Origin of the sequence: Dyella humi (assembly GCF_044904605.1) — a bacterium.
In the GTDB taxonomy this organism is placed as follows: domain Bacteria; phylum Pseudomonadota; class Gammaproteobacteria; order Xanthomonadales; family Rhodanobacteraceae; genus Dyella_B; species Dyella_B humi.
Map to the genome: position 1 here is coordinate 51,663 of NZ_JADIKI010000022.1, position 18,114 is coordinate 69,776.

17 protein-coding genes are annotated in these 18,114 nt (G+C 60.6%); 10 read left to right on the top strand and 7 right to left on the bottom strand.

What is annotated here, in order from left to right:
- Positions 1-49: 49 nt before the first annotated feature.
- From ISP18_RS05230 to ISP18_RS05275, 10 genes are all read left to right on the top strand, one after another.
- On the top strand, positions 50-622 hold the full coding sequence (locus ISP18_RS05230) for a fimbrial protein (RefSeq protein ID WP_380007615.1): 573 nt from the start codon (positions 50-52) through the stop codon (positions 620-622).
- A gap of 74 nt (positions 623-696) precedes the next feature.
- The gene (locus tag ISP18_RS05235) at positions 697-1,458 is read left to right on the top strand and encodes a fimbrial biogenesis chaperone (protein ID WP_380007618.1); all 762 of its coding nucleotides are present in this window, start codon (positions 697-699) and stop codon (positions 1,456-1,458) included.
- A gap of 106 nt (positions 1,459-1,564) precedes the next feature.
- Positions 1,565-4,423 carry a fimbria/pilus outer membrane usher protein gene (locus ISP18_RS05240; protein WP_380007621.1) on the top strand — a complete coding sequence of 953 codons (2,859 nt, stop codon included), beginning with the start codon at positions 1,565-1,567 and terminating at the stop codon, positions 4,421-4,423.
- A 2-nt stretch (positions 4,424-4,425) separates the two neighbouring features.
- Entirely contained in the window at positions 4,426-5,652 is a 1,227-nt protein-coding gene (locus tag ISP18_RS05245) for a fimbrial protein (RefSeq protein ID WP_380007624.1), read from the top strand.
- An 11-nt stretch (positions 5,653-5,663) separates the two neighbouring features.
- Entirely contained in the window at positions 5,664-6,173 is a 510-nt protein-coding gene (locus ISP18_RS05250) for a fimbrial protein (protein WP_380007627.1), read from the top strand.
- Positions 6,174-6,183: 10 nt separating this feature from the next.
- Positions 6,184-6,732, top strand: a complete 549-nt coding sequence (locus ISP18_RS05255; protein WP_404559251.1) for a fimbrial protein — start codon at positions 6,184-6,186, stop codon at positions 6,730-6,732.
- Positions 6,733-6,841: 109 nt separating this feature from the next.
- Positions 6,842-7,180, top strand: coding sequence for a fimbrial protein (locus tag ISP18_RS05260; protein WP_380007633.1), 339 nt, complete (start codon positions 6,842-6,844; stop codon positions 7,178-7,180).
- Positions 7,181-7,454: 274 nt separating this feature from the next.
- Positions 7,455-8,219 (top strand): fimbrial biogenesis chaperone, encoded by a 765-nt coding sequence (locus ISP18_RS05265; protein ID WP_380007636.1) that lies wholly within the window; start codon positions 7,455-7,457, stop codon positions 8,217-8,219.
- A gap of 122 nt (positions 8,220-8,341) precedes the next feature.
- Positions 8,342-9,109, top strand: a complete 768-nt coding sequence (locus ISP18_RS05270; RefSeq protein ID WP_380007639.1) for a fimbria/pilus periplasmic chaperone — start codon at positions 8,342-8,344, stop codon at positions 9,107-9,109.
- A 410-nt stretch (positions 9,110-9,519) separates the two neighbouring features.
- Positions 9,520-9,810 (top strand): Hpt domain-containing protein, encoded by a 291-nt coding sequence (locus tag ISP18_RS05275; RefSeq protein ID WP_380007641.1) that lies wholly within the window; start codon positions 9,520-9,522, stop codon positions 9,808-9,810.
- A 278-nt stretch (positions 9,811-10,088) separates the two neighbouring features.
- Here ISP18_RS05275 and ISP18_RS05280 read toward each other — a convergent pair whose 3' ends face one another.
- The 7 genes from ISP18_RS05280 to ISP18_RS05310 all read right to left on the bottom strand — a co-directional run bounded on the left by ISP18_RS05280 (position 10,089) and on the right by ISP18_RS05310 (position 17,722).
- Positions 10,089-11,531 carry an amino acid permease gene (locus ISP18_RS05280; RefSeq protein ID WP_380007644.1) on the bottom strand — a complete coding sequence of 481 codons (1,443 nt, stop codon included), beginning with the start codon at positions 11,529-11,531 and terminating at the stop codon, positions 10,089-10,091.
- A 141-nt stretch (positions 11,532-11,672) separates the two neighbouring features.
- Positions 11,673-13,253, bottom strand: a complete 1,581-nt coding sequence (locus ISP18_RS05285) for an aldehyde dehydrogenase (NADP(+)) (RefSeq protein WP_380007647.1) — start codon at positions 13,251-13,253, stop codon at positions 11,673-11,675.
- A gap of 1 nt (position 13,254) precedes the next feature.
- Positions 13,255-14,160, bottom strand: coding sequence for a dihydrodipicolinate synthase family protein (locus ISP18_RS05290; RefSeq protein ID WP_380007650.1), 906 nt, complete (start codon positions 14,158-14,160; stop codon positions 13,255-13,257).
- Positions 14,157-15,446 carry an FAD-dependent oxidoreductase gene (locus ISP18_RS05295; protein WP_380007653.1) on the bottom strand — a complete coding sequence of 430 codons (1,290 nt, stop codon included), beginning with the start codon at positions 15,444-15,446 and terminating at the stop codon, positions 14,157-14,159. Before ISP18_RS05295 ends, ISP18_RS05290 begins: the two co-directional genes overlap by 4 nt.
- Positions 15,439-15,687, bottom strand: a complete 249-nt coding sequence (locus ISP18_RS05300) for a (2Fe-2S)-binding protein (RefSeq protein WP_380007656.1) — start codon at positions 15,685-15,687, stop codon at positions 15,439-15,441. The genes ISP18_RS05295 and ISP18_RS05300 overlap by 8 nt, the downstream gene beginning before the upstream one ends.
- Positions 15,684-16,799, bottom strand: coding sequence for an NAD(P)/FAD-dependent oxidoreductase (locus tag ISP18_RS05305; RefSeq protein WP_380007659.1), 1,116 nt, complete (start codon positions 16,797-16,799; stop codon positions 15,684-15,686). Before ISP18_RS05305 ends, ISP18_RS05300 begins: the two co-directional genes overlap by 4 nt.
- Complete coding sequence (locus tag ISP18_RS05310) at positions 16,778-17,722, bottom strand: 4-hydroxyproline epimerase (RefSeq protein WP_380007662.1); 945 nt, start codon at positions 17,720-17,722, stop codon at positions 16,778-16,780. Before ISP18_RS05310 ends, ISP18_RS05305 begins: the two co-directional genes overlap by 22 nt.
- Positions 17,723-18,114: the final 392 nt, after the last annotated feature.

Sequence of the window (18,114 nt, forward strand, 5' to 3'; positions counted from 1 at the left end):
TTCGCCAACCAGCGAATGACAGCAAACCAAACCTTAAGGATTTCATCAAATGAAGCAGATCAAGATCGTCTCCGCGATTGCTCTCACCCTGGGCCTCGCTATTGCTGGTTCGGCCAGTGCGCAGAGCTCCTCGGGCGGCACCATCACTTTCACCGGCTCGGTCACCGACGCTACCTGCACCGTTACCGGCGGCACCGGCACCTCCGGTGGCACCGGCAACTTCAGCGTAGCCCTCGATCAGGTGGATGCCAGCACGCTGGCAGCCGCTGGCGATACCGCCAACCCGAAGGTATTCGACGTGATCATCGGTGGCCCGGGCCAGGGCACCTGCGAGGACGGCAAAGTCGCCTCGATGTCGTTCCTGCCATCCAGCATCTACGTCGATGCCGCCACTGGTGCCCTTTCCAATGCCCTGACCGGCGAAGCCACCAACACGGAGATCGAGTTGTTGGATAGCACCAGCACGAAGATCGATCTGCGTGCGGGCGCCGTTGCCGGCACAGCGACGATTGCCAACAACACGGCGACGATCCCGTTCACCGCACAGTACCTTGCTGTTAATGGTGCGGCGACCCCGGGTCTGGTCAGCACGAACGTTGTGTACGCGGTCACCTACAACTGATCGTTTAACACGTTGTGGTTCCACATCGACGGCCGTCTAGACGGCCGTCGATTTACCCTTCCGATAGGTGATGTATGACTAACGTAATGCGCTATGCCATGGCTGGCTTGTTTCTCTGCGCGGGCATCTTTGCCGGTCGCTCCGAAGCCAGTGTGGTGATCGGCGGCACGCGCGTGGTGTACCCCGCCCAGGAAAAGGAAGTCACCATCAAGCTCACCAATCAAGGTGTCAAGCCTGCGCTTGTGCAGGTATGGCTCGATGATGGTGATGCAAAGTCCACCCCGACCTCATCCAAGGTGCCGTTCGAGGTGTTACCCCCGTTTTTTCGGCTCGACCCAACTAAGGGCCAAGCCGTACGTGTGATGTATACCAAAGAGCCGCTGCCCACCGACAAAGAAACCTTGTTCTGGGTCAACGTGCTCGAAGTGCCGCCGAAGTCGGCCAATGACGGCCGCAATCTGTTGGAGTTTGCTTTCCGCACCCGCATCAAGCTGTTCTTCCGCCCAGCCGGTTTGCCCGGTACGGTCAATAGCGCACCGGAAAAGCTGACCTGGAAACTGGTCAACGGCGAAGGTGGCAAAGGCATGGCCCTGCAAGTTACTAACCCGACGCCGTACTACGTCAACTTCGCCCATGTGGGCCTGAAGATGGGCGAGCGCAGCATCTCCCAAAAGGGCGAGAAAGGCGAGAAAGGTGGCATGGTAGCTCCTGGCGGCACCACGACCTTTCCGCTCAGCGAACTGAGCAGTCGTCCCACGGGCGATGTGAAGGCGCAATTCGACGTCATCACCGATTTTGGCGCGATCAACCCGATGGTGCAGCCCCTGACACCCTAAGCGTTATCGCTTCGCCAAATATCCAAGAAATATGTATGGCCGCGTAGCGTCGTGCTGCGCGGCAAATAGCCACGATTGTCTCTTATAGTGTTAGGAGTTGCTCGATATGTTGTCTGGCGCGAAAGGATCAACCACCGGCCAGTCCGCGCCATTGCGGCGTGCACTGCTGCCTACGCTGCTCCTGAGTGCGCTGGCGAACTCGGCCTATGCTGCCGATCCCGCGGCTGCCGCCGCAGATCCTGCTGGCCCGGCTGACCCGGCATCGAATAGCGTCGACTTCGATCCAAACTTCTTCCCCGCCGGCACCGCGCCCAAGGTCGATCTGTCGCGTTTCGAGAAAGGTAACGTGGTGTTGCCCGGCACCTATCGCGGTGACGTCTACCTCAACAAGGTGTGGAAGGCACGTAACGACCTGGTGTTCGCTGCCGTACCCGGCAAGGACAACGCACAACCCTGTTTCGACCCGGCCACGCTGATCAGCCTTGGCGTGGACCTGAAAAAAGTCCTTACGCAGAAGGAAAATCCGTCGCTCAAGAAAATGCCCGAGGGCCAGTTCTGCGGGCCTATCGGCGACTACATCCCGGGGGCTGAGGCCGACTTCGACATCGGCACGCAGGAATTGTCACTGTCCGTGCCTCAGATCTACACCAACCAGGCGGCGCGCGGCTATGTCGATCCCTCGCAATGGGATGCGGGCATCAACGCAGCGGTGCTCGGCTATAACACCAATCTGTATCGCTCCGATTATGGCGCTCAAAACCAGACCAGCGGTTACGTTGGTCTCAATGCTTCACTAAAGCTCGGTTCCTGGCACGCGTACAGCCTGGGCTCCTTGACCTGGTCCAGTCGCAACGGCAAGCGCTACCAGAACACTGCCACGTATGTGCAGCATGACATTCCCTCGCTACAAGCCCAGGTCGTAGCGGGCGACACCTTCACACCGGGCGATATGTTTGACAGTGTGCGTTTGCGCGGTATGCGCCTGTACACCGATGACCGTATGCTGCCCCAGTCCATTCGCGGCTATGCGCCCATCGTGCGCGGCATCGCCGAAACCAATGCACACGTCGTCATCCGCCAGCACGGCTACATCATTTACGACGCCAACGTGGCACCCGGTCCGTTCGCCATCGACGATCTGTATCCCACCGGTTACGGCGGCGATCTGGATGTAGAAGTCACCGAAGCCGATGGTCGCGTCCAGCGCTTTACGGTGCCTTTCTCCGCCGTGGCGCAATTGCTTCGTCCTGGGCAAAGCCGCTTCAGCATCGCTGCCGGCAAAGTCGAGCAGCTGAACCTGCTGAATACGCCCATGCTGGTGCAGGGTACCTATCAGCGCGGCATCACCAACAGTGTCACCGCGTATGGTGGTGCTACCTTCACCAACAGCTACGGCGCCTTCCTCGCTGGTGCGGCACTCAACACCCAGTTCGGCGCTTTTTCCGCCGACATCACTCACGCTACCAACCAGGCGCCGGGCCAAAGCAGAACCCAAGGCCAGAGCGTGCGCCTGGGCTACAACAAGAACTTCGTCGACACCGGCACCAATTTCGCCGTGGCGGCATATCGCTATTCGACCAGCGGCTATGTGGGCCTCAATGACGCCGTCGCCATGCGCGATGCGGCCGCTCGCGGCTTGGGCGACAACTACATCCCGCGTCAGCGCAGCCGGATAGACGTCAATATCAATCAGGCGCTCGGCAGCCGTTTTGGTCAGGTGTTCCTGCAGGGCTCGGTGATCGATTACTGGAACGGTAGTGGCCGTCAAACCAATTTCTCGGCCGGCTACAGCAACCACTGGAAATCGCTCAACTACAGTTTCACCGCTCAGCGGCAGCTGGTCAGCGCCAGCCAGGTCGGTGTGCCAGGTAGTGCACCGATCGACCAGATTCCCGGTGCGCCCAGTGCGTTCAATCTGCAGACGAACCCCGGGCGTCGCGACACCCTTTTGCTCTTCACGGTCAACGTGCCGTTGGGACGCAGTGCGCAAGCCCCTCAGCTGACAGCCATGCTCAATCGCTCCAAGGACGGCGGCAGCAGCAGCCAGGCCACGGTAAGCGGTTCCGCCGGTGCCGACAATCGCTTCAATTACGGCGCCACCGTCGGCAAGACCGACGGCAGCGGCACCACTGGCGGCGTGAACGCGCAATACAGTAGTCCGCTCGCGCAGCTCGCCGCCGGTTACAGCCAAGGCAGCGGCTATCAACAGATCAATGCCGGTGCGTCAGGCAGCGTGGTGGTGCACAGCGGCGGTGTCACATTCGCGCCGCCCACCGGCGAAACCATTGGCTTGGTGCACGCCCCTAACGCCACAGGCGCAACGGTTTCCAACGGGCAAGGTGCGGCGGTGGATTCACGCGGCTACGCCGTGGTGCCGAACCTGATGCCCTATCAGCTCAACACCGTCACGCTCGACCCCAAGGGCACCGATGCCAGCGTGGAGCTGAAAACCACCACGGCCAATGTCGCGCCGCGCGCAGGGTCGGTGGTGCGATTGAATTACGAAACCACCAGCGGCCGCGCGCTGATGATCGAAACCACGCTGCCAGATGGACGTCCGGTACCGTTCGGTGCCGACGTGCTCGACGCGCAAGGCAACAATGTGGGCGTCGCCGGCCAGGGCAGCCGATTGTTTATTCGTGACATGCAGTCGTCCGGCACCTTGACAGTGAAATGGGGTGAAGGCGCGACAGATTCCTGTCGCATCAACGTACAGTTGCCACCGGCCACCAAGGGGCGTCAGGTCGATCTGCAAACCATCCACGCCGGTTGTCAGAACGAAGGCGCAGCGAGTGTGCCCAAAGCCATAACGCCCGAGACACCCGAGCTTAAGCCCGTCGCGCTCCATACTCAGCTACCACACGCAGCTAACAACGACGCTTTATCTTCTTGGCATCCGGGACGCTTCCCAGTGCAGCTCGCCACCCATCAACGTTCCGCTTTATCCGTGAGCGCCGCAGGATGAACATGCCCCTACGCCCCTTCGCCATCACCACGCTGGATTCCGAGACAAGTCACGGCCAGCGTGGTGTGTGCTCGATCCGAAGCCATGTCTCGGCAATCGCCCGTACCATCTCTACATCAGGCCTCAGCATGGTGACGAAATTCAACCTCACAGCCTTATTGGCATGCTGCCTTGTTGGTGCGCTGCTTATCCCAAAAACAGCGTGGGCGCAGCAAGCAGCGCCAGGGACATGCCTTTATGTACCGGGAAATAAGACTGTCACAGTACCAACCGTGACATTCCCGGCAGATGCCTCTATAGGAACAACCGTAACAATCAATGGCGCTGGCGCTGGTGTTGTTGGAAACCTTGGTGCGTACTGTAATGATATCGGTGCAGAGGTCACATACCATTTAGGTTATTACGGGCTTGCGCAATTAACGCTAGTGCCAGGCTACACTGATGTATGGGCGACTAACTATCCGGGCCTTGGGGTTCGCATTCCCTTATGGGATGCTGGCAGTAGCAGCTGGATTTACTTGAGCGCGGCCCGCATCGATGCACCATTCGCCGAATTTGTAGCCTCTGGCGGGGGGGGGCTTCAGTTTCTGACAACTAACCCCGGTTGGCATTACAATTTTACCTCTCTGCCTTTTCAGTTTGTTAAAACGAGCAATCAGCTGGTGACGGGAAATGTCCCCGCTACAACGCTGATGGCCACTTATTACACAGGATACATTTGGAAGGAGGAGAGGCCCACGCTAGGCCCAGAGCACACCGTCATTCCAGCAGGTTCCAACGCGTTTTTTGGATACTACCTACTGAATGGTTTTCAGGTCATTGAACCCACCCCGACCTGTACCCTCGCGACCTCCAGCGCCACCTTCAATATGGGTACTGTCGCAGTGTCGGCCTTTACCGGTGTCGGCACGGTGCAGCCATGGGTTGCCGACCAGTCCCTGGTTTCCGGTGGCTGCAATGCCAGCACGGTAACCATGACGTTCGCGGGGACCGCCGCGCCAGCACCCTACAACAGCGCGTTTGCCAACAGCGGCACGGCGCAAGGCATCGGTTTGCAGCTATGGCAGGCCAGCGGTGCGCAAGCCATTCCCAATGGCGGCCCGATCACCTTCGCGGCGCAGGGAGCGGGTGGAGTTTATACATTTGCAGCCCGCTATATCCAAACGGCGCCCACCGTCGTCGGTGGCTCGGTCAGCGCAACCGTCACGGTCACGCTCAATTATCAGTAAGGGACAAACCCATGAAACGCCTTTTCTCTTGCACCCTGCTGGCCGGCTTGATGATGACGGGTTCGGCCTTGGCCCAGGACACCGGTACTGCCACCATTCGTTTCGTCGGCACCATTGGCGCGATCACCTGCTCACTGCAAACCGCCAATCTCACGATCCCTCTCGGAGCCGTGAGTAAAACAACCTTTGGGGGTATCGGCAGCGCGTCGCCCTGGGTAGGAGGCAATCTGGTGTCCAGTGGCTGCAACGCCAATCTCGTATCGATGACCTTCTCGGGCACCGCCGATCCCAACAACCTAAATATGTTTGCTGTCACCGGCGGTGCGACGGGTGTCGCTGTGCAGTTGGATCAAGCCGGCGGCACGCAACAGGCCGTACCCAATAGCAGCACCCCGATGACGTTCGCACCCGCCGCCGCAGGCGGCCTCTACCCCTTCGCGGCTCGCTACGTTCAGACCGCTACCACCGTGACCACGGGTACGGCGAACGCGACGATAACCGTGTTGATCACGTATACATGAGGTGCTCCACATGAAAAACCTACGCGTATTCTATAAATCATGTTTAGCGCATCGTTGCTTGGCTATTGCTTTGTTGATGGCCATCGTGGTCTTGGGATCTAGCTCTGCCTTCGCACAGAACACCGGCAACGCAACGATTGATGTTACCGGCACCATTGTCGGGCCGACATGCTCGCTCACCACCTCAAACATTACGTTGGCTATCGGCCTCGTGGACGAATCCGTGCTTGCGAATGTTGGCGACACCTCCAACTGGTCGCCGGCCGAGTCCCTCCTTTGGGGCCCCTGCGATGCTTCGCTGGTCACGTTGACGTTCACCGGCGCCGCGGATGCCAATAATCCCGCGCTGTTTGCCGTCACCGGCGGAGCCGCTGGCGTGGGCATTCAGTTGCAACACACCTACCTTGAGCAGGCCGTTTACAAGCCTGGCGATGAAGCAAGCGAAACCCCCACGGCGGATTTCCACTGGACGTTTCAGGCTCGCTATATGCGGACTTCCGCTCAGCTCACCCCGGGCCCGGGCAACGCGACCATCACCGTCTTGGTGACGTATACCTGAGGCGCTCAACATGAAGAACATATCACTACTCAATAGGTCCCATTCCATGGGTCGCCTCCGCCTCGTCGTTTTGTTGACAGGCTTCATGGCTGCAGCATCGGGCTCTGTAATGGCACAGAACGCTACGATCAACGTCACCGGCACCATTGGTGGCTCATCGTGCGCCATCTCAACCACCCCGGTGGACTTGGGCCAGCACAATGCCAGCGAATTTACCGGCGTCGGTTCATCGCCATCTTCGGGTTGGGTCAATTTCCCGATCACCTCGCAGGGATGCAGTGCTGATGTTGTGACGCTGCATATGGGCTTTGACGGTACGGCCGACACCGACAACAACGCCATGTTCGCGGTCACCCCCGGCGGTGCCAGCGGGCTTGGGATCGAGCTGCAGACCCAGGATGGCAGCGCTACTGCAGTACCCAACAGCACCACCGAATTGATCAACTGAACGCCAGCCGCTGTCGGCAGTACGTACCCCATGCGAGCACGCTATGTGCAAACGCAGGCCGCCGTCACGCCGGGCGCGGCCAATGGTGTGGTCACCGTCATGCTGTCTTATAACTGATGCGCCAGGCCGCTCCTTCCAAACGGAAGGAGCATCGAATAATCTCGGTTTTATATCGTCATGAATCCGCTTTGCTGTTGGAAAGCGCCACAGCAGAAAGAAGAAGTGACGAACAAGCGTGGCATTTTTTCGAGGCGGCCTTATTTTTGGAGTCGACATGATGAAATTGCCATTTTCAAGCTTTTCCCGCTTATTCGCTGCCACGTGTCTGGCCGCGCTGTTCTCTGTGTCGGCGCAGGCCGATATCGTTATCAACGCCACACGCGTGATTTATCCCGCGAAAGATCGTGAGATCACGATCCAGCTGACCAATGATGAAAAAACCGAGCCACGGTTGGTGCGTGCCTGGATCGACGATGGCGATGTCAATAAAACACCCGATCAAATCGATGTGCCATTTACGCTGACACCGCCGATGTTTCGCCTGGATGCGGGCAAGGGCCAGGCCTTGCGCATCATCTATACAAAAAGCGACTACCAGGGAAAGCCTTTACCCGCGGATAAAGAATCGGTGTTCTGGCTCAACGTGTTGGCAGTGCCACCTAAACCGGCCAATAAAGCCAGCGAAAACACCGTGCAATTTGCCTTCCGCACCCGAATCAAATTGTTTTTCCGCCCCGAAGGGTTGGCTGGCCAGCCAGACGCTGCGCCCAAACAGTTGACGTGGAAACTCGTTTCAGATGGAGCAACGCAGGCATTGGAGGTTTACAACCCCAGCGCTTATCACATCTCGTTTTCCAAAATCGCGCTGGTGGTGGACGGCAAGGATTTCAAAAGCGAAGCGCCGCCGATGCTTGCTCCCGGAAGTACGGGGCGCTACGTGCTCAAAGATTTCTCCGGCAAGACCGATGCGACGGCAGAAGTACATTTTTCCGCCGTCGATGATTATGGCGGTGAGCAGAACTATACGGCCAAGTTGTAACCCGACTGGAAGTGGATCAACTACGCCCGTTCGCCATTCCTGCTTGCGCCAGGTGACGAGCTAAAACACGGAAACATTCGCCTAAGACACCCACCCCTATTAAGGATTGGGAGAGACTATTGATGAAGATGCACTATGTTCGCTCTATGTGTGCGCTGGCAGTCTGCTGTCTGGCAAGCATGCTCACCACCCACGTTCACGCTGGCGTGGTAATCGACAGCACGCGAGTGATTTATCCAGCGCAGCAGCGCGAGATTACCGTCAAGCTGACCAATCAGGACGAGAAGTCGCCGCTGTTGGTGCAAGCCTGGATCGACGACGGCAATGAGAAGAGCACGCCGGACCAGCTCCATGTACCGTTCATCCTGACGCCACCCGTATTCCGCATAGACCCAGGCAAAGGGCAAGCGCTACGGGTGACTTACCTCAAGGACAACGACAAGCCGCTACCGACAGATAAAGAGTCGATGTTCTGGCTCAATGTGTTGGAAGTGCCGCCCAAGCCCAAGGCCGTCAATGGTCAGCAGCCCAACACGCTGCAGCTGGCCTTTCGCACGCGTATCAAGCTGTTCTTCCGGCCTAAAGGCCTGAAAGGCAATCCCACGGATGCGCCGGGCCAGCTACGCTGGAAACTGGTGGCAGACGGCGCGCAACCGACACTGGTGGCGGAAAACCCCAGTGTCTATTACGTCTCGTTTGAGAGTGTGTCGCTAGTCGTGGATGGCAAGGATATCAAGAGCGAATCCCCGCAAATGATCGCCCCCGGTGGCACGCAGCGTTACCCGCTCAAGGATTTTCACTCCACTAACGGGGCGAAATCGGAAGTGCATTTCAATAGTATCGACGACTATGGCCAATTTGTTTCGCGTACGGCGATGTTGACACCATAGGGTGCAAAAAGAACTTTGCGTTGACACATCCCGGCACCGTATTTGTCGGTCACTGCTTTGACCGAGACTAGCGACGTGCTCGTGGAGGCCTTTGCTTTCAGAAGAACGGCTCGAACAGGGGCATTAGGGACGCTGCAACTGAATCTTGTAAGTAGGGCTTGCGACTAGGCCGGATTTGCCTGGCATCATGCTTATCTAGCTCGACAACGGTCACGGCTTGGCGGATATTGCTAGCCTGACAGCGTACAGTGAGATCGCAGGGGAAAGCTTTTTAGACGTCCGGCGTTCATCCGTGGCCGGACCGGTGTCCGAATCACTGCGGCCACTCTTTCAGGGAGTAACGCGATATGGCCACTTCTCAGCATCCGCCCTCCGCGCCGGATTCGTCTGCCGCAAACGGCAAGACGACCATGACGATCAGGCTGTCTGGGAAAGATCGGCGCGTTCTCATCGAATCCGTCAGTCGCGACCTTGAAAGTATCGACGATGCATTGCGCCGGCATGACCAGGCCGGTTTGCTGGAGTGTATTCATTCTCTGAAGGGCGCGTTGTTTATCGTCGGCGAACACTCAGCGGCCAACGATTGTGGCATCGCCGAGCAGAGCGTTCAGGCGCTAGGTCTGGACAAATGCGGACACGACATCGAATACCTGAAGGCATCGCTGCATCAGCTGCTCGAGCGCTACGCCAAAAACGATTGAGCTATTCAATCCACACGACTTCGATGCGACGCGCTCAGCCTGAAGACGAGTCGCTCTCGTTTTGCCAATACACGATGTGGCGTTCGTCGTGAATTTTATTTAACGGCGTAACTGCCAATGCGTCTTGGCGCGTAGTGGCTTCGAAACGCGGCGCGTCCTTAGAGACGACACGCATCCAATCCGTGTTCTGCGGCGCCGCTGCCGTTATGTGCGGGCAGGCTGAGCGGGTGGCTCCGGCACTGGGCCGGTGTCGTAGCCGCCGTACTGCATGGCGTGCGTCAGTCCCTGATTGCCGAGTCGCGCACAGATGCCACTGTATGGCTGTCTGCGTGAAGACGGCTGTGATGACGCCCATACGCGAAATACACCAGCAAGCCGACCAGCAGCCATAGTCCAAAACGCCAATATGTGATGCTGGGCAAACCCCAGATCAGCCAGCAGGAGAAACCTACGCCGACCAGCGGTATCAGCGGCACCATCGGCGTGCGAAACGGGCGCACCATCTCGGGGTGGCGCCAACGCAACACTGCCACCGCTGTGCAGATCACGATGAAGGCACAGAGCACGCCGATGTTCACCAGCTTGGCCAACTCGCCCAGCGGAAACAGACCTGATGCGGCCGCCGTGACGGCACCCAGCAGCAAAGTAGTGCGATGCGGCGTGTGCCAACGCGGATGCACCTTGGCGAACCAGCCGGGAAGCAGTCCATCGCGCGATAGCGCAAACCAGATCCGCGCGCCTGCAAGCAGATTAGCGAAGATCACGCTGGTGATGCCGCAGATCGATGCCAGCGAAATCGCCACCATCACCTGCGGCAGCCCGATGGCGGTGAACGCGCTCGCCACCGGCGCTGGAGTGTCCAGCGTGGTATACGGCACGATGCCGGTCAGCACCAGGCAGATAGCGAAATACAGCACCATCGCAATGCCCAGCGACAGCAGCACCGCACGAGGCAGATCGCGCTGCGGATGGCGCGATTCTTCCGCCGCCGTGGTAAGCATGTCGTAGCCGAACACCGCGAAGAACACCACCGCTGCACCGGTGACCACGCCGTGCATGCCGAACGGCATGAACGGATGCCAGCGCTCCGGCTTCACGTAGGCAACGCCGGCGATGACAATGGCTGCAGCCGCCGCGATCTTGATCGCTACGATCGCCGTGTTAAAGCGCGCGCCCCATTGCATGCGCATGGCAAGCAACGCAGTAATGGCCAGCGAAATTACCACCGCAGGAAGATTGAACAAGCGACCAGGTGCGCTTCCGTAAGCGCCTTGCGCCCACGCCGGCAACGACAACCCTGCCGCTTCCAGCAACGCTTGCACGTAGCCCGACCAACCCACCGCGACTACTGCCGCGATCAACGCGTATTCCAGGAGCAGATCCCAGCCGATGATCCACCCGACGAATTCGCCGAGCACGGCGTAGCCATAGGTGTAGGCGCTACCGGAGACGGGAATCAGTCCGGAGAATTCCGCATAGCACAGCGCCGCTGCACCACTGGCAATGCCCGCCAACAGAAACGACAGCACCACCGCTGGCCCCGCTTGCGTGGCGGCGACCGTACCGGTGAGCACGAAGATGCCGACCCCGATGATGCCGCCCAGACCAATGGCGGTGAGCTGCCACAGCCCGAGCACGCGCCGCAGTCCGCTGCGTTCCCCCGTTTCCTGCTGCATGACCTCGACGGATTTGCGTCGGGTCATATCGGTGATCAGGCTCATATGATGCTCCCCTGCGCCGAACCGTGATTGACCAGCTTCGCTGCTGAAAAGCGCCTTGGCCTTCGCCAAGATGACGGTGGAGCACAACACCCGTTCGCACCAGAGTGCGCGTGCTGTATGGCTGAATGATGTGCGCAATGCCTACGCAACATCACCATCCGTCCAGCGCCCATCTACCAACCGCTGCACACCGCCAGGATTGCGATTGCGCAACTCTGCCGGCAGCAACGCTTCGGGTACATTGTCGTAACTGTGCAGCGCGGTGAAGCGTCGAATGGCGGCAGGCATACCCACCGAGGTGAAGCCCGCATGGCTAGTGCTGGGGTAGGGGCCACCGTGGTTCATAGCCGCGCTTACGGCAACACCGGTCGGCATCTTGTTAGCGATCAGCCGACCGACTTTGTTGCGCAAGATTGGCGCGAGGGCTTGCCACGCGCTATCGTCGCCGCCGTCCGAAGGGCGATAGATGGTGCCGGTAAGATTGCCTTCGAACGATGCCGCGATCCGTTGCATGGCCGCCAGATCCGCCGCGCGAACGATCAGGCTGACCGGCCCGAACGCTTCGGCTTGCAGGCTTTCTGCATGGGCGACAAAATCATCGCCATCGACGCCGAGCAAGGTCGGTTGGAAGCGATAGCCATCGCCTACGCTGCCACCCGCAAGCACGTGCGCACCGGCCGCGTGCAAGCTGGCTACTGCGCGTGCAAGGTTCTGCTGCACGCCGCGTGAAAACAGCACCTTGGCTTCGGCCTCGGCGAACAATCGTGTGGCCGCAGCAACGAATGCATCGCCGTGTTCCCCTTTGGGCACGATCACGATGCCAGGATTGGTGCAGAACTGGCCGCTGCCCATCGTGCAGGAAGCAAAAAACTCCTGCGCCAGCGCTTCGCCGCGTTCGACCAGTGCACCGGGCAGCATGAACACCGGGTTGATGCTTGAAAGCTCCGCATAGATAGGCACGCCGGCTTTGTCGGCCGTGGCCTTCAACGCCAAGCCGCCAGCACGGCTGCCTGTAAAGCCGATCGCACCCAGTCGTGCGTCGCCGGCCCATGCGAGGCCAAGTGCATTATCGAAGTGATACAGCATCTGCACGGATGCCCCGGGCAAGTCTGCTTCCAACAATGCCGTATGCGCCAGTTGCGCCAGCCGTTGACTGGTGGCCGGATGCGACGGATGCGCCTTGGCGATCACCGGGTTGCGTGCCGCGATGGCCGATGCGAAGTCACTGCCCGCGATGGCGTTGAATGCGAATGGAAAATTGTTCGGGCCGAACACAAGCACCGGTTTGTTGAGCGGTGCGCGATGCGCGCGCAGTCCGCCTTGCGTGTCGATCACCGGATCAGTCCATGCGTAGTCGCGCACGGCCTTTGCTGCGAGACGAAGCTGGTTGCTGGTGCGCGGCAGTTCCACCGAGCGCAGGCGTGGTTCGGCGGGCAGGGCGGTTTCCGCATGCGCCAAGGCCACCAGGCGATCGGCATCGGCGTCGATCGCGGCGGCATAGCGCTCCAGAAAATCAGCAATCTGTGCGGGCGACGCTGCATTCAATGCACCCGCTACATCAACTGCAGCGCGCATCGCCGCTTCGATGTCGGCGTCGCCACTGATAGGAAACGCTGGGCCGATCGCTTCCACGCGACTGGGATCTTCCGCGCGAAAACTGCCTTGCGCATCCAGCGACGCGCACCAGCGGCCTCCGATCAGCACTTGCTCGAACATGTCCATATCAAACCGCCGGCTTGGTAGCGATGGCGTGATCGATGATCTTGAGCGCTTGCTCGCGTTCGGTGCCTGCCACCGGCAGACGTGGCGCGCGCACGCGTTCACTGCCCATATCGGTTTTTTCCTGCACCAGCTTGATCAACTGCACAAAGGTGGGCACGGTATCCAGGCGCAGCAGCGGCAAGAACCAGTTGTACAGCGTTTCGGCTGCCTTCGGGCCACCGTCGCGTGCAAGCTCGAATAGTTTCACCGACTCTTTCGGATAAGCGTTCACCAGGCCGGCAATCCAGCCCACCGCGCCCATCGCCACGCCTTCGACGATGGCATCGTCCATGCCTACCAGCAGTTGCAGGCGGTCGTCAACCACGGCACGAATGCCGGCGAAGCGACGCACGTCGGCCGAAGATTCCTTCACTGCCTGCAGGTTGGGAAATTCCGCGGCGAGTTCGGCGATCTGCGCCGGTGCAAAATCGGTCTTGTACGCGACTGGGTTGTTGTACAGCATGCACGGCAGATCGGTGGCGCCGATCACAGCGCGCACGTGCGCGCCCATTTCGCGCCAGTCGGTGGAATACACATACGGTGGCAACACCATCAGACCGCCGCAGCCGAGCGCCTTGGCTTCCTTCGCGAGCTTCACGGCCTCGCGAGTGGAAAGCGCGGCGATACCCGGAATCACCGGTGCGCGACCTTCCAGTGCCTTCACCAGCGTACGCAGAATGTCGAGCTTTTCCTCGAAGCTCAGCGTGGCCGCTTCGCCCAGCGAACCCAGCGGCACGATGCCGCGGCAACCGACGTCGATCAATTGCTTCGCGTGCTTGGCGAGAAACGCGTGATCGACCTGATCGTCGGCGGTGAACGGCGTGGTGATGGCGGGCAGTACGCCGTGCCACATGGATGCGTTGCTCATGAGGAAGATCCTTGGTTTTCGCAGAGAGAGTCGATATCGCCCAGCGTGGAGAGCCGGGCGGGAAACAGGGGCGGGCGCTGACCGCTGCGCGGAAAACGGCCGAGTTCGGCCAGTACTGTGCCGCACACGCGGCCCTGGCAGGCGCCCATGCCGCAGCGTGTGGCGAGCTTGGCGCTGCGTGCATCGTCGTAGTGATCCAACGCTTGCAGCGTTACGTCTTCGCAGCGGCAGATCAGGGTGCTGGGTTCGGCCAGGTCGTAGATGTAGGGATCGAGCGTGAAGTGTTCGCGCAGCGCCGCAGCGAAGCTACGCGCATGGCGTTGCTTTCGCAGCAGCGATGCATCGATCGCGGCGCCGGTGGCGCCCATACCTGCGATGCGTCCTTCCAGCCATGCGCTATCGCGTCCGCCGATGCCGCAAAGCTCACCGGCGGCATAGACGTTGGCGACGCTGGTGCGCTGCATACCATCGACGTCAACCCGAGGATGCGCGCCTTCGTACTTCATGGTGCAGCCAAGCATCTGCGCAAGTTCCACATTGGGCACCAGCCCATAGCCCACGGCGAGCTGATCGCATTCGATCCGTTCGACGCCGTGCGGTCCATCCACCTCGATCAGCTGCAGCGCATCGTTGCCAATCGCGCGCGTCACGATGCTGCCGCAACGGTAAGGAATGCCTGCCAGTTGTATACGCAGCAACGCTGCCTGCAGCGCCTTGCCGGGCCAGCGCCAGAGATTGCGTGCAAAGCGCTGCACCGTGGCCTCGCTGGCTTGTTCGTAAATGCCAAGCACGCGTGCACCGTGTCGCTTTGCCGTAGCGGCAGCAGCCAACAGCAACGGACCGCTGCCTGCGATCACCACGCGACGTCCGGCCAGCGGCCAGCCTTGCTTGGCTAGTGCCTGCAAACCACCTGCGCCGGTTACGCCGGGCAACGTCCAGCCCGGGAAAGGCAGCAACAATTCGCGCGCGCCGGTCGCGAGAATCAGCGCGCCATAGGTCGCGCGCCATGCACGAGATGCATCCTGCAGCAGCAGTTCGTCATGCCCTGCAGCGACGACCTGCGTCTGCGGCATCCACGTTGCGTTCGGGTGATGAAGTACGTGCTGAATCACGCGCTGTGCGCGACGCGGCCAACCATGCTCAACATCCTTGCGCCATACCTGGCCGCCGGGTGTGGGCTGCGCGTCGATCCATGCTACGCGTGCGCCGCGCACAAGCGCGGCTTCGGCGGCGGCCAATCCCGCAGGGCCGGCGCCGACAATCACGGCGTCGTAATGCTCAGCCATCGGTCGCCACCTGCATGCCTTCGCGCACCGTCACCATGCATGCGCGTTGCTGCGCGATACCGTCGATACGCACACGGCATTCGAAGCAAATGCCCATGCCGCAGAACGGTGCGCGTGCCTGTCCTTGCACGGAGCGGCGAAACGGACGCTGCAAACGCGCGATCGCCGCGGCCACGCTGATGTCGGCCGGCACGTCGAGCGTCTGGTCGTCGATTTGTATGCGCACAGACGAAGCACTCATGCGGCCACCCGCGCCGGATCGTAAGGGCGCGGATCGATCGCCGTCGATCGGCCCAACCATTGATCGATCACCAACCGCGCGCTGGCCAGCGAGGTCGTGATGCCGAGACCTTCGTGGCCTGCCGCTACCCATACGTTCGTTTGTTCCGGTACGCGGCCAAGATAAGGCAAGCCGTCTGCGCTGACCGGACGAAAACCGGTCCAGATGCGCAGCGCGTCGAGCTGACGCAAGCCTGGCAGATAATGGAACGTTCGCTCCAGCATCCGTTGCACCATCGGCATCGAGACGTCCGGCGTATCGCTGCCGTATTCGCGCGAAGAGCCGATAAGAATCTGTCCCGTTGGCCGCGGTTGCACGTTGAAGGCGACGCTGCTGTCAGCATCGCCGTGCGCGCTGTCCGCGTAGCCGAGTTCCAGCAATTGATGATGCACGATGCCGGGATAGCGATCGGTGATCACCAGATGTCCTTTGCGCGCGCGCATCGGCAACTGCGGCAGTAGCTCGGGCAGGGCGCATCCGGTAGTGACCAGCACGGAGCCGGCCAGACGCGTTTGATCCGCCAATTGCACGCCGTGCTCGGTGATGGCTGTGACGCGATGGCTATGAAGTTCGGTGCCACGTGCGCGTGCGCGATCGAGCAGGTGGCGTGCCATGCCGGGTGGATACACGACGGCCTCGCGCGCCACGCGCATGCCACCGCACAGACCGGCTTTCAAGTGAGGTTCGAGATGATACAGCTGTGTGCTGTCGATCAGCTCGGCTTGCACGCCCACTGTGGCGAGACGCGCCAGCTTTTCTGGAATGCATGCGTATTCCGCTTCGTTGCCGGCAACCCACAAGGTGCCGCAGCGGCTGTATTCGATTTGCTCGACGTCGGTGAAGGCTTCCCACAGATTCAACGAGTAGTGCGCAAGCGCGAGTTCCGCCGGATCGTCATCCATCGCTACCAAATGGCCCATGGCCGCCGCCGTGGCGCCGCCACCGATCGGACCGGGTTCGACGATCGCCACGCGCACGCCTTCCTGGCTGGCGTAATCTGCGCATGCGGTGCCGATGATGCCCGCGCCGACGATGATCAGGTCGTAGCTCTTCACGCGGTACCGATACCCCACGCCAGCGGATCGTTGCTATCGTCAATCAGCAATTGTCCTTGCGCCGTGATATGCGCGCTGCCGGTGATACGTGGCACCACGCCGCGCGTACCCGGTGTGTACTGCGCCTCGAACACACTGCCGAGTATGCCGCCCTGACGCCATATCTGTCCTGGCGCCAGTTTTCCGTCCGCGGCCAGGCAGGCGATCTTCGCGCTGGTGCCGGTGCCGCAGGGCGAGCGGTCGTACGCCAGCCCAGGGCAAAGCACGAAGTTGCGAGCGTCCGCATCAGGCTCGGGTGACGGGCCGTTGATTTCGATGTGGTCGATGTCGCCGTCGGCGTCACCGCGGATGTTTGCCGCTTCGAGCGCAAGGCGAATCGCTTCGGTGTACTGGGTCAACCCGCGCTGGTTGGCGAGCGTAAGCGGCAACGGACTATCGTTGCTGATGAAGAACCAGTTGCCGCCCCAGGTGATGTCGCCGGTCACCTTGCCGTAGCCCGGCACATCCAGCACCACGTCTTTCGCGTGGCGGTAGCTTTCCACATTGTCGATCGCTACGCGGCCGTCCGCATGCAACTCGATGCCCACCATGCCGACCGGCGTTTCCAGGCGATGCCGGCCTGGTGCGATGCGGCCGAGATAATGCAGCGTGCGGATCAGCCCGATGGTGCCGTGGCCGCACATCCCCAGGTAACCCACGTTGTTGAAGTAGATCACCCCGGCGCAGGCGGACGGGTCGGTCGGCGGCAGCAGCAGTGCGCCCACCATGGTGTCCGAACCGCGCGGCTCACAGGCGATCGCCTGGCGCCAGCGGTCGTAGCGGGTGCGGAACAGCTCGCGGCGCTCGGCCAGCGGGCCGGACCCTAAGTCAGGAAAGCCCGCCAGGACGACCCGGGTGGGCTCGCCCCCGGTATGCGAGTCGATGAAGTCGATGGTATGCATGCTTGCATCTTCGTCTTCACATACCGCAAACGTCTAGAAAGGCTTGTGAACCTGGCATGCGGAATTCGGCATAGTCGAGCCTACGCCATCTGGTACGCCGCCGGTCTGGCGGCGTTTATTTGCAGTTATTGCCGCATGTGTCGTAGCCGTCCGCCTATGAAGATTTTTGCCGATCAACTGAACCTACGATGCTTGTCTGCACAGGTCGCGTTCGGTTTTTACTGACATCACAGTCCTGGCGTTGGCCTTCCGTGCGCTTGGCGTCCGGCCCGATTTGTGCTTGTCTAGCGGGCTCAGCCGATCGGTACTGAAGGAAAAGACAGGTGCTGTCCTCGCAAGCTTTTCCACTTCCATGCACGCCCCTGGCTTTTCCGCGATGCGGAAGGAGGCCG

Coding starts and splice junctions, on each gene's coding strand:
- ISP18_RS05255 (WP_404559251.1), top strand. CDS start 6,184: ATGAAAAACCTACGCGTATTCTATAAATCATGTTTAGCGCATCGTTGC.
- ISP18_RS05280 (WP_380007644.1), bottom strand. CDS start 11,531: ATGAGCCTGATCACCGATATGACCCGACGCAAATCCGTCGAGGTCATG.
- ISP18_RS05290 (WP_380007650.1), bottom strand. CDS start 14,160: ATGAGCAACGCATCCATGTGGCACGGCGTACTGCCCGCCATCACCACG.
- ISP18_RS05260 (WP_380007633.1), top strand. CDS start 6,842: ATGGCACAGAACGCTACGATCAACGTCACCGGCACCATTGGTGGCTCA.
- ISP18_RS05240 (WP_380007621.1), top strand. CDS start 1,565: ATGTTGTCTGGCGCGAAAGGATCAACCACCGGCCAGTCCGCGCCATTG.
- ISP18_RS05285 (WP_380007647.1), bottom strand. CDS start 13,253: ATGGACATGTTCGAGCAAGTGCTGATCGGAGGCCGCTGGTGCGCGTCG.
- ISP18_RS05300 (WP_380007656.1), bottom strand. CDS start 15,687: ATGAGTGCTTCGTCTGTGCGCATACAAATCGACGACCAGACGCTCGAC.
- ISP18_RS05250 (WP_380007627.1), top strand. CDS start 5,664: ATGAAACGCCTTTTCTCTTGCACCCTGCTGGCCGGCTTGATGATGACG.
- ISP18_RS05265 (WP_380007636.1), top strand. CDS start 7,455: ATGATGAAATTGCCATTTTCAAGCTTTTCCCGCTTATTCGCTGCCACG.
- ISP18_RS05235 (WP_380007618.1), top strand. CDS start 697: ATGACTAACGTAATGCGCTATGCCATGGCTGGCTTGTTTCTCTGCGCG.
- ISP18_RS05275 (WP_380007641.1), top strand. CDS start 9,520: ATGACGATCAGGCTGTCTGGGAAAGATCGGCGCGTTCTCATCGAATCC.
- ISP18_RS05295 (WP_380007653.1), bottom strand. CDS start 15,446: ATGGCTGAGCATTACGACGCCGTGATTGTCGGCGCCGGCCCTGCGGGA.
- ISP18_RS05230 (WP_380007615.1), top strand. CDS start 50: ATGAAGCAGATCAAGATCGTCTCCGCGATTGCTCTCACCCTGGGCCTC.
- ISP18_RS05310 (WP_380007662.1), bottom strand. CDS start 17,722: ATGCATACCATCGACTTCATCGACTCGCATACCGGGGGCGAGCCCACC.
- ISP18_RS05270 (WP_380007639.1), top strand. CDS start 8,342: ATGAAGATGCACTATGTTCGCTCTATGTGTGCGCTGGCAGTCTGCTGT.
- ISP18_RS05245 (WP_380007624.1), top strand. CDS start 4,426: ATGCCCCTACGCCCCTTCGCCATCACCACGCTGGATTCCGAGACAAGT.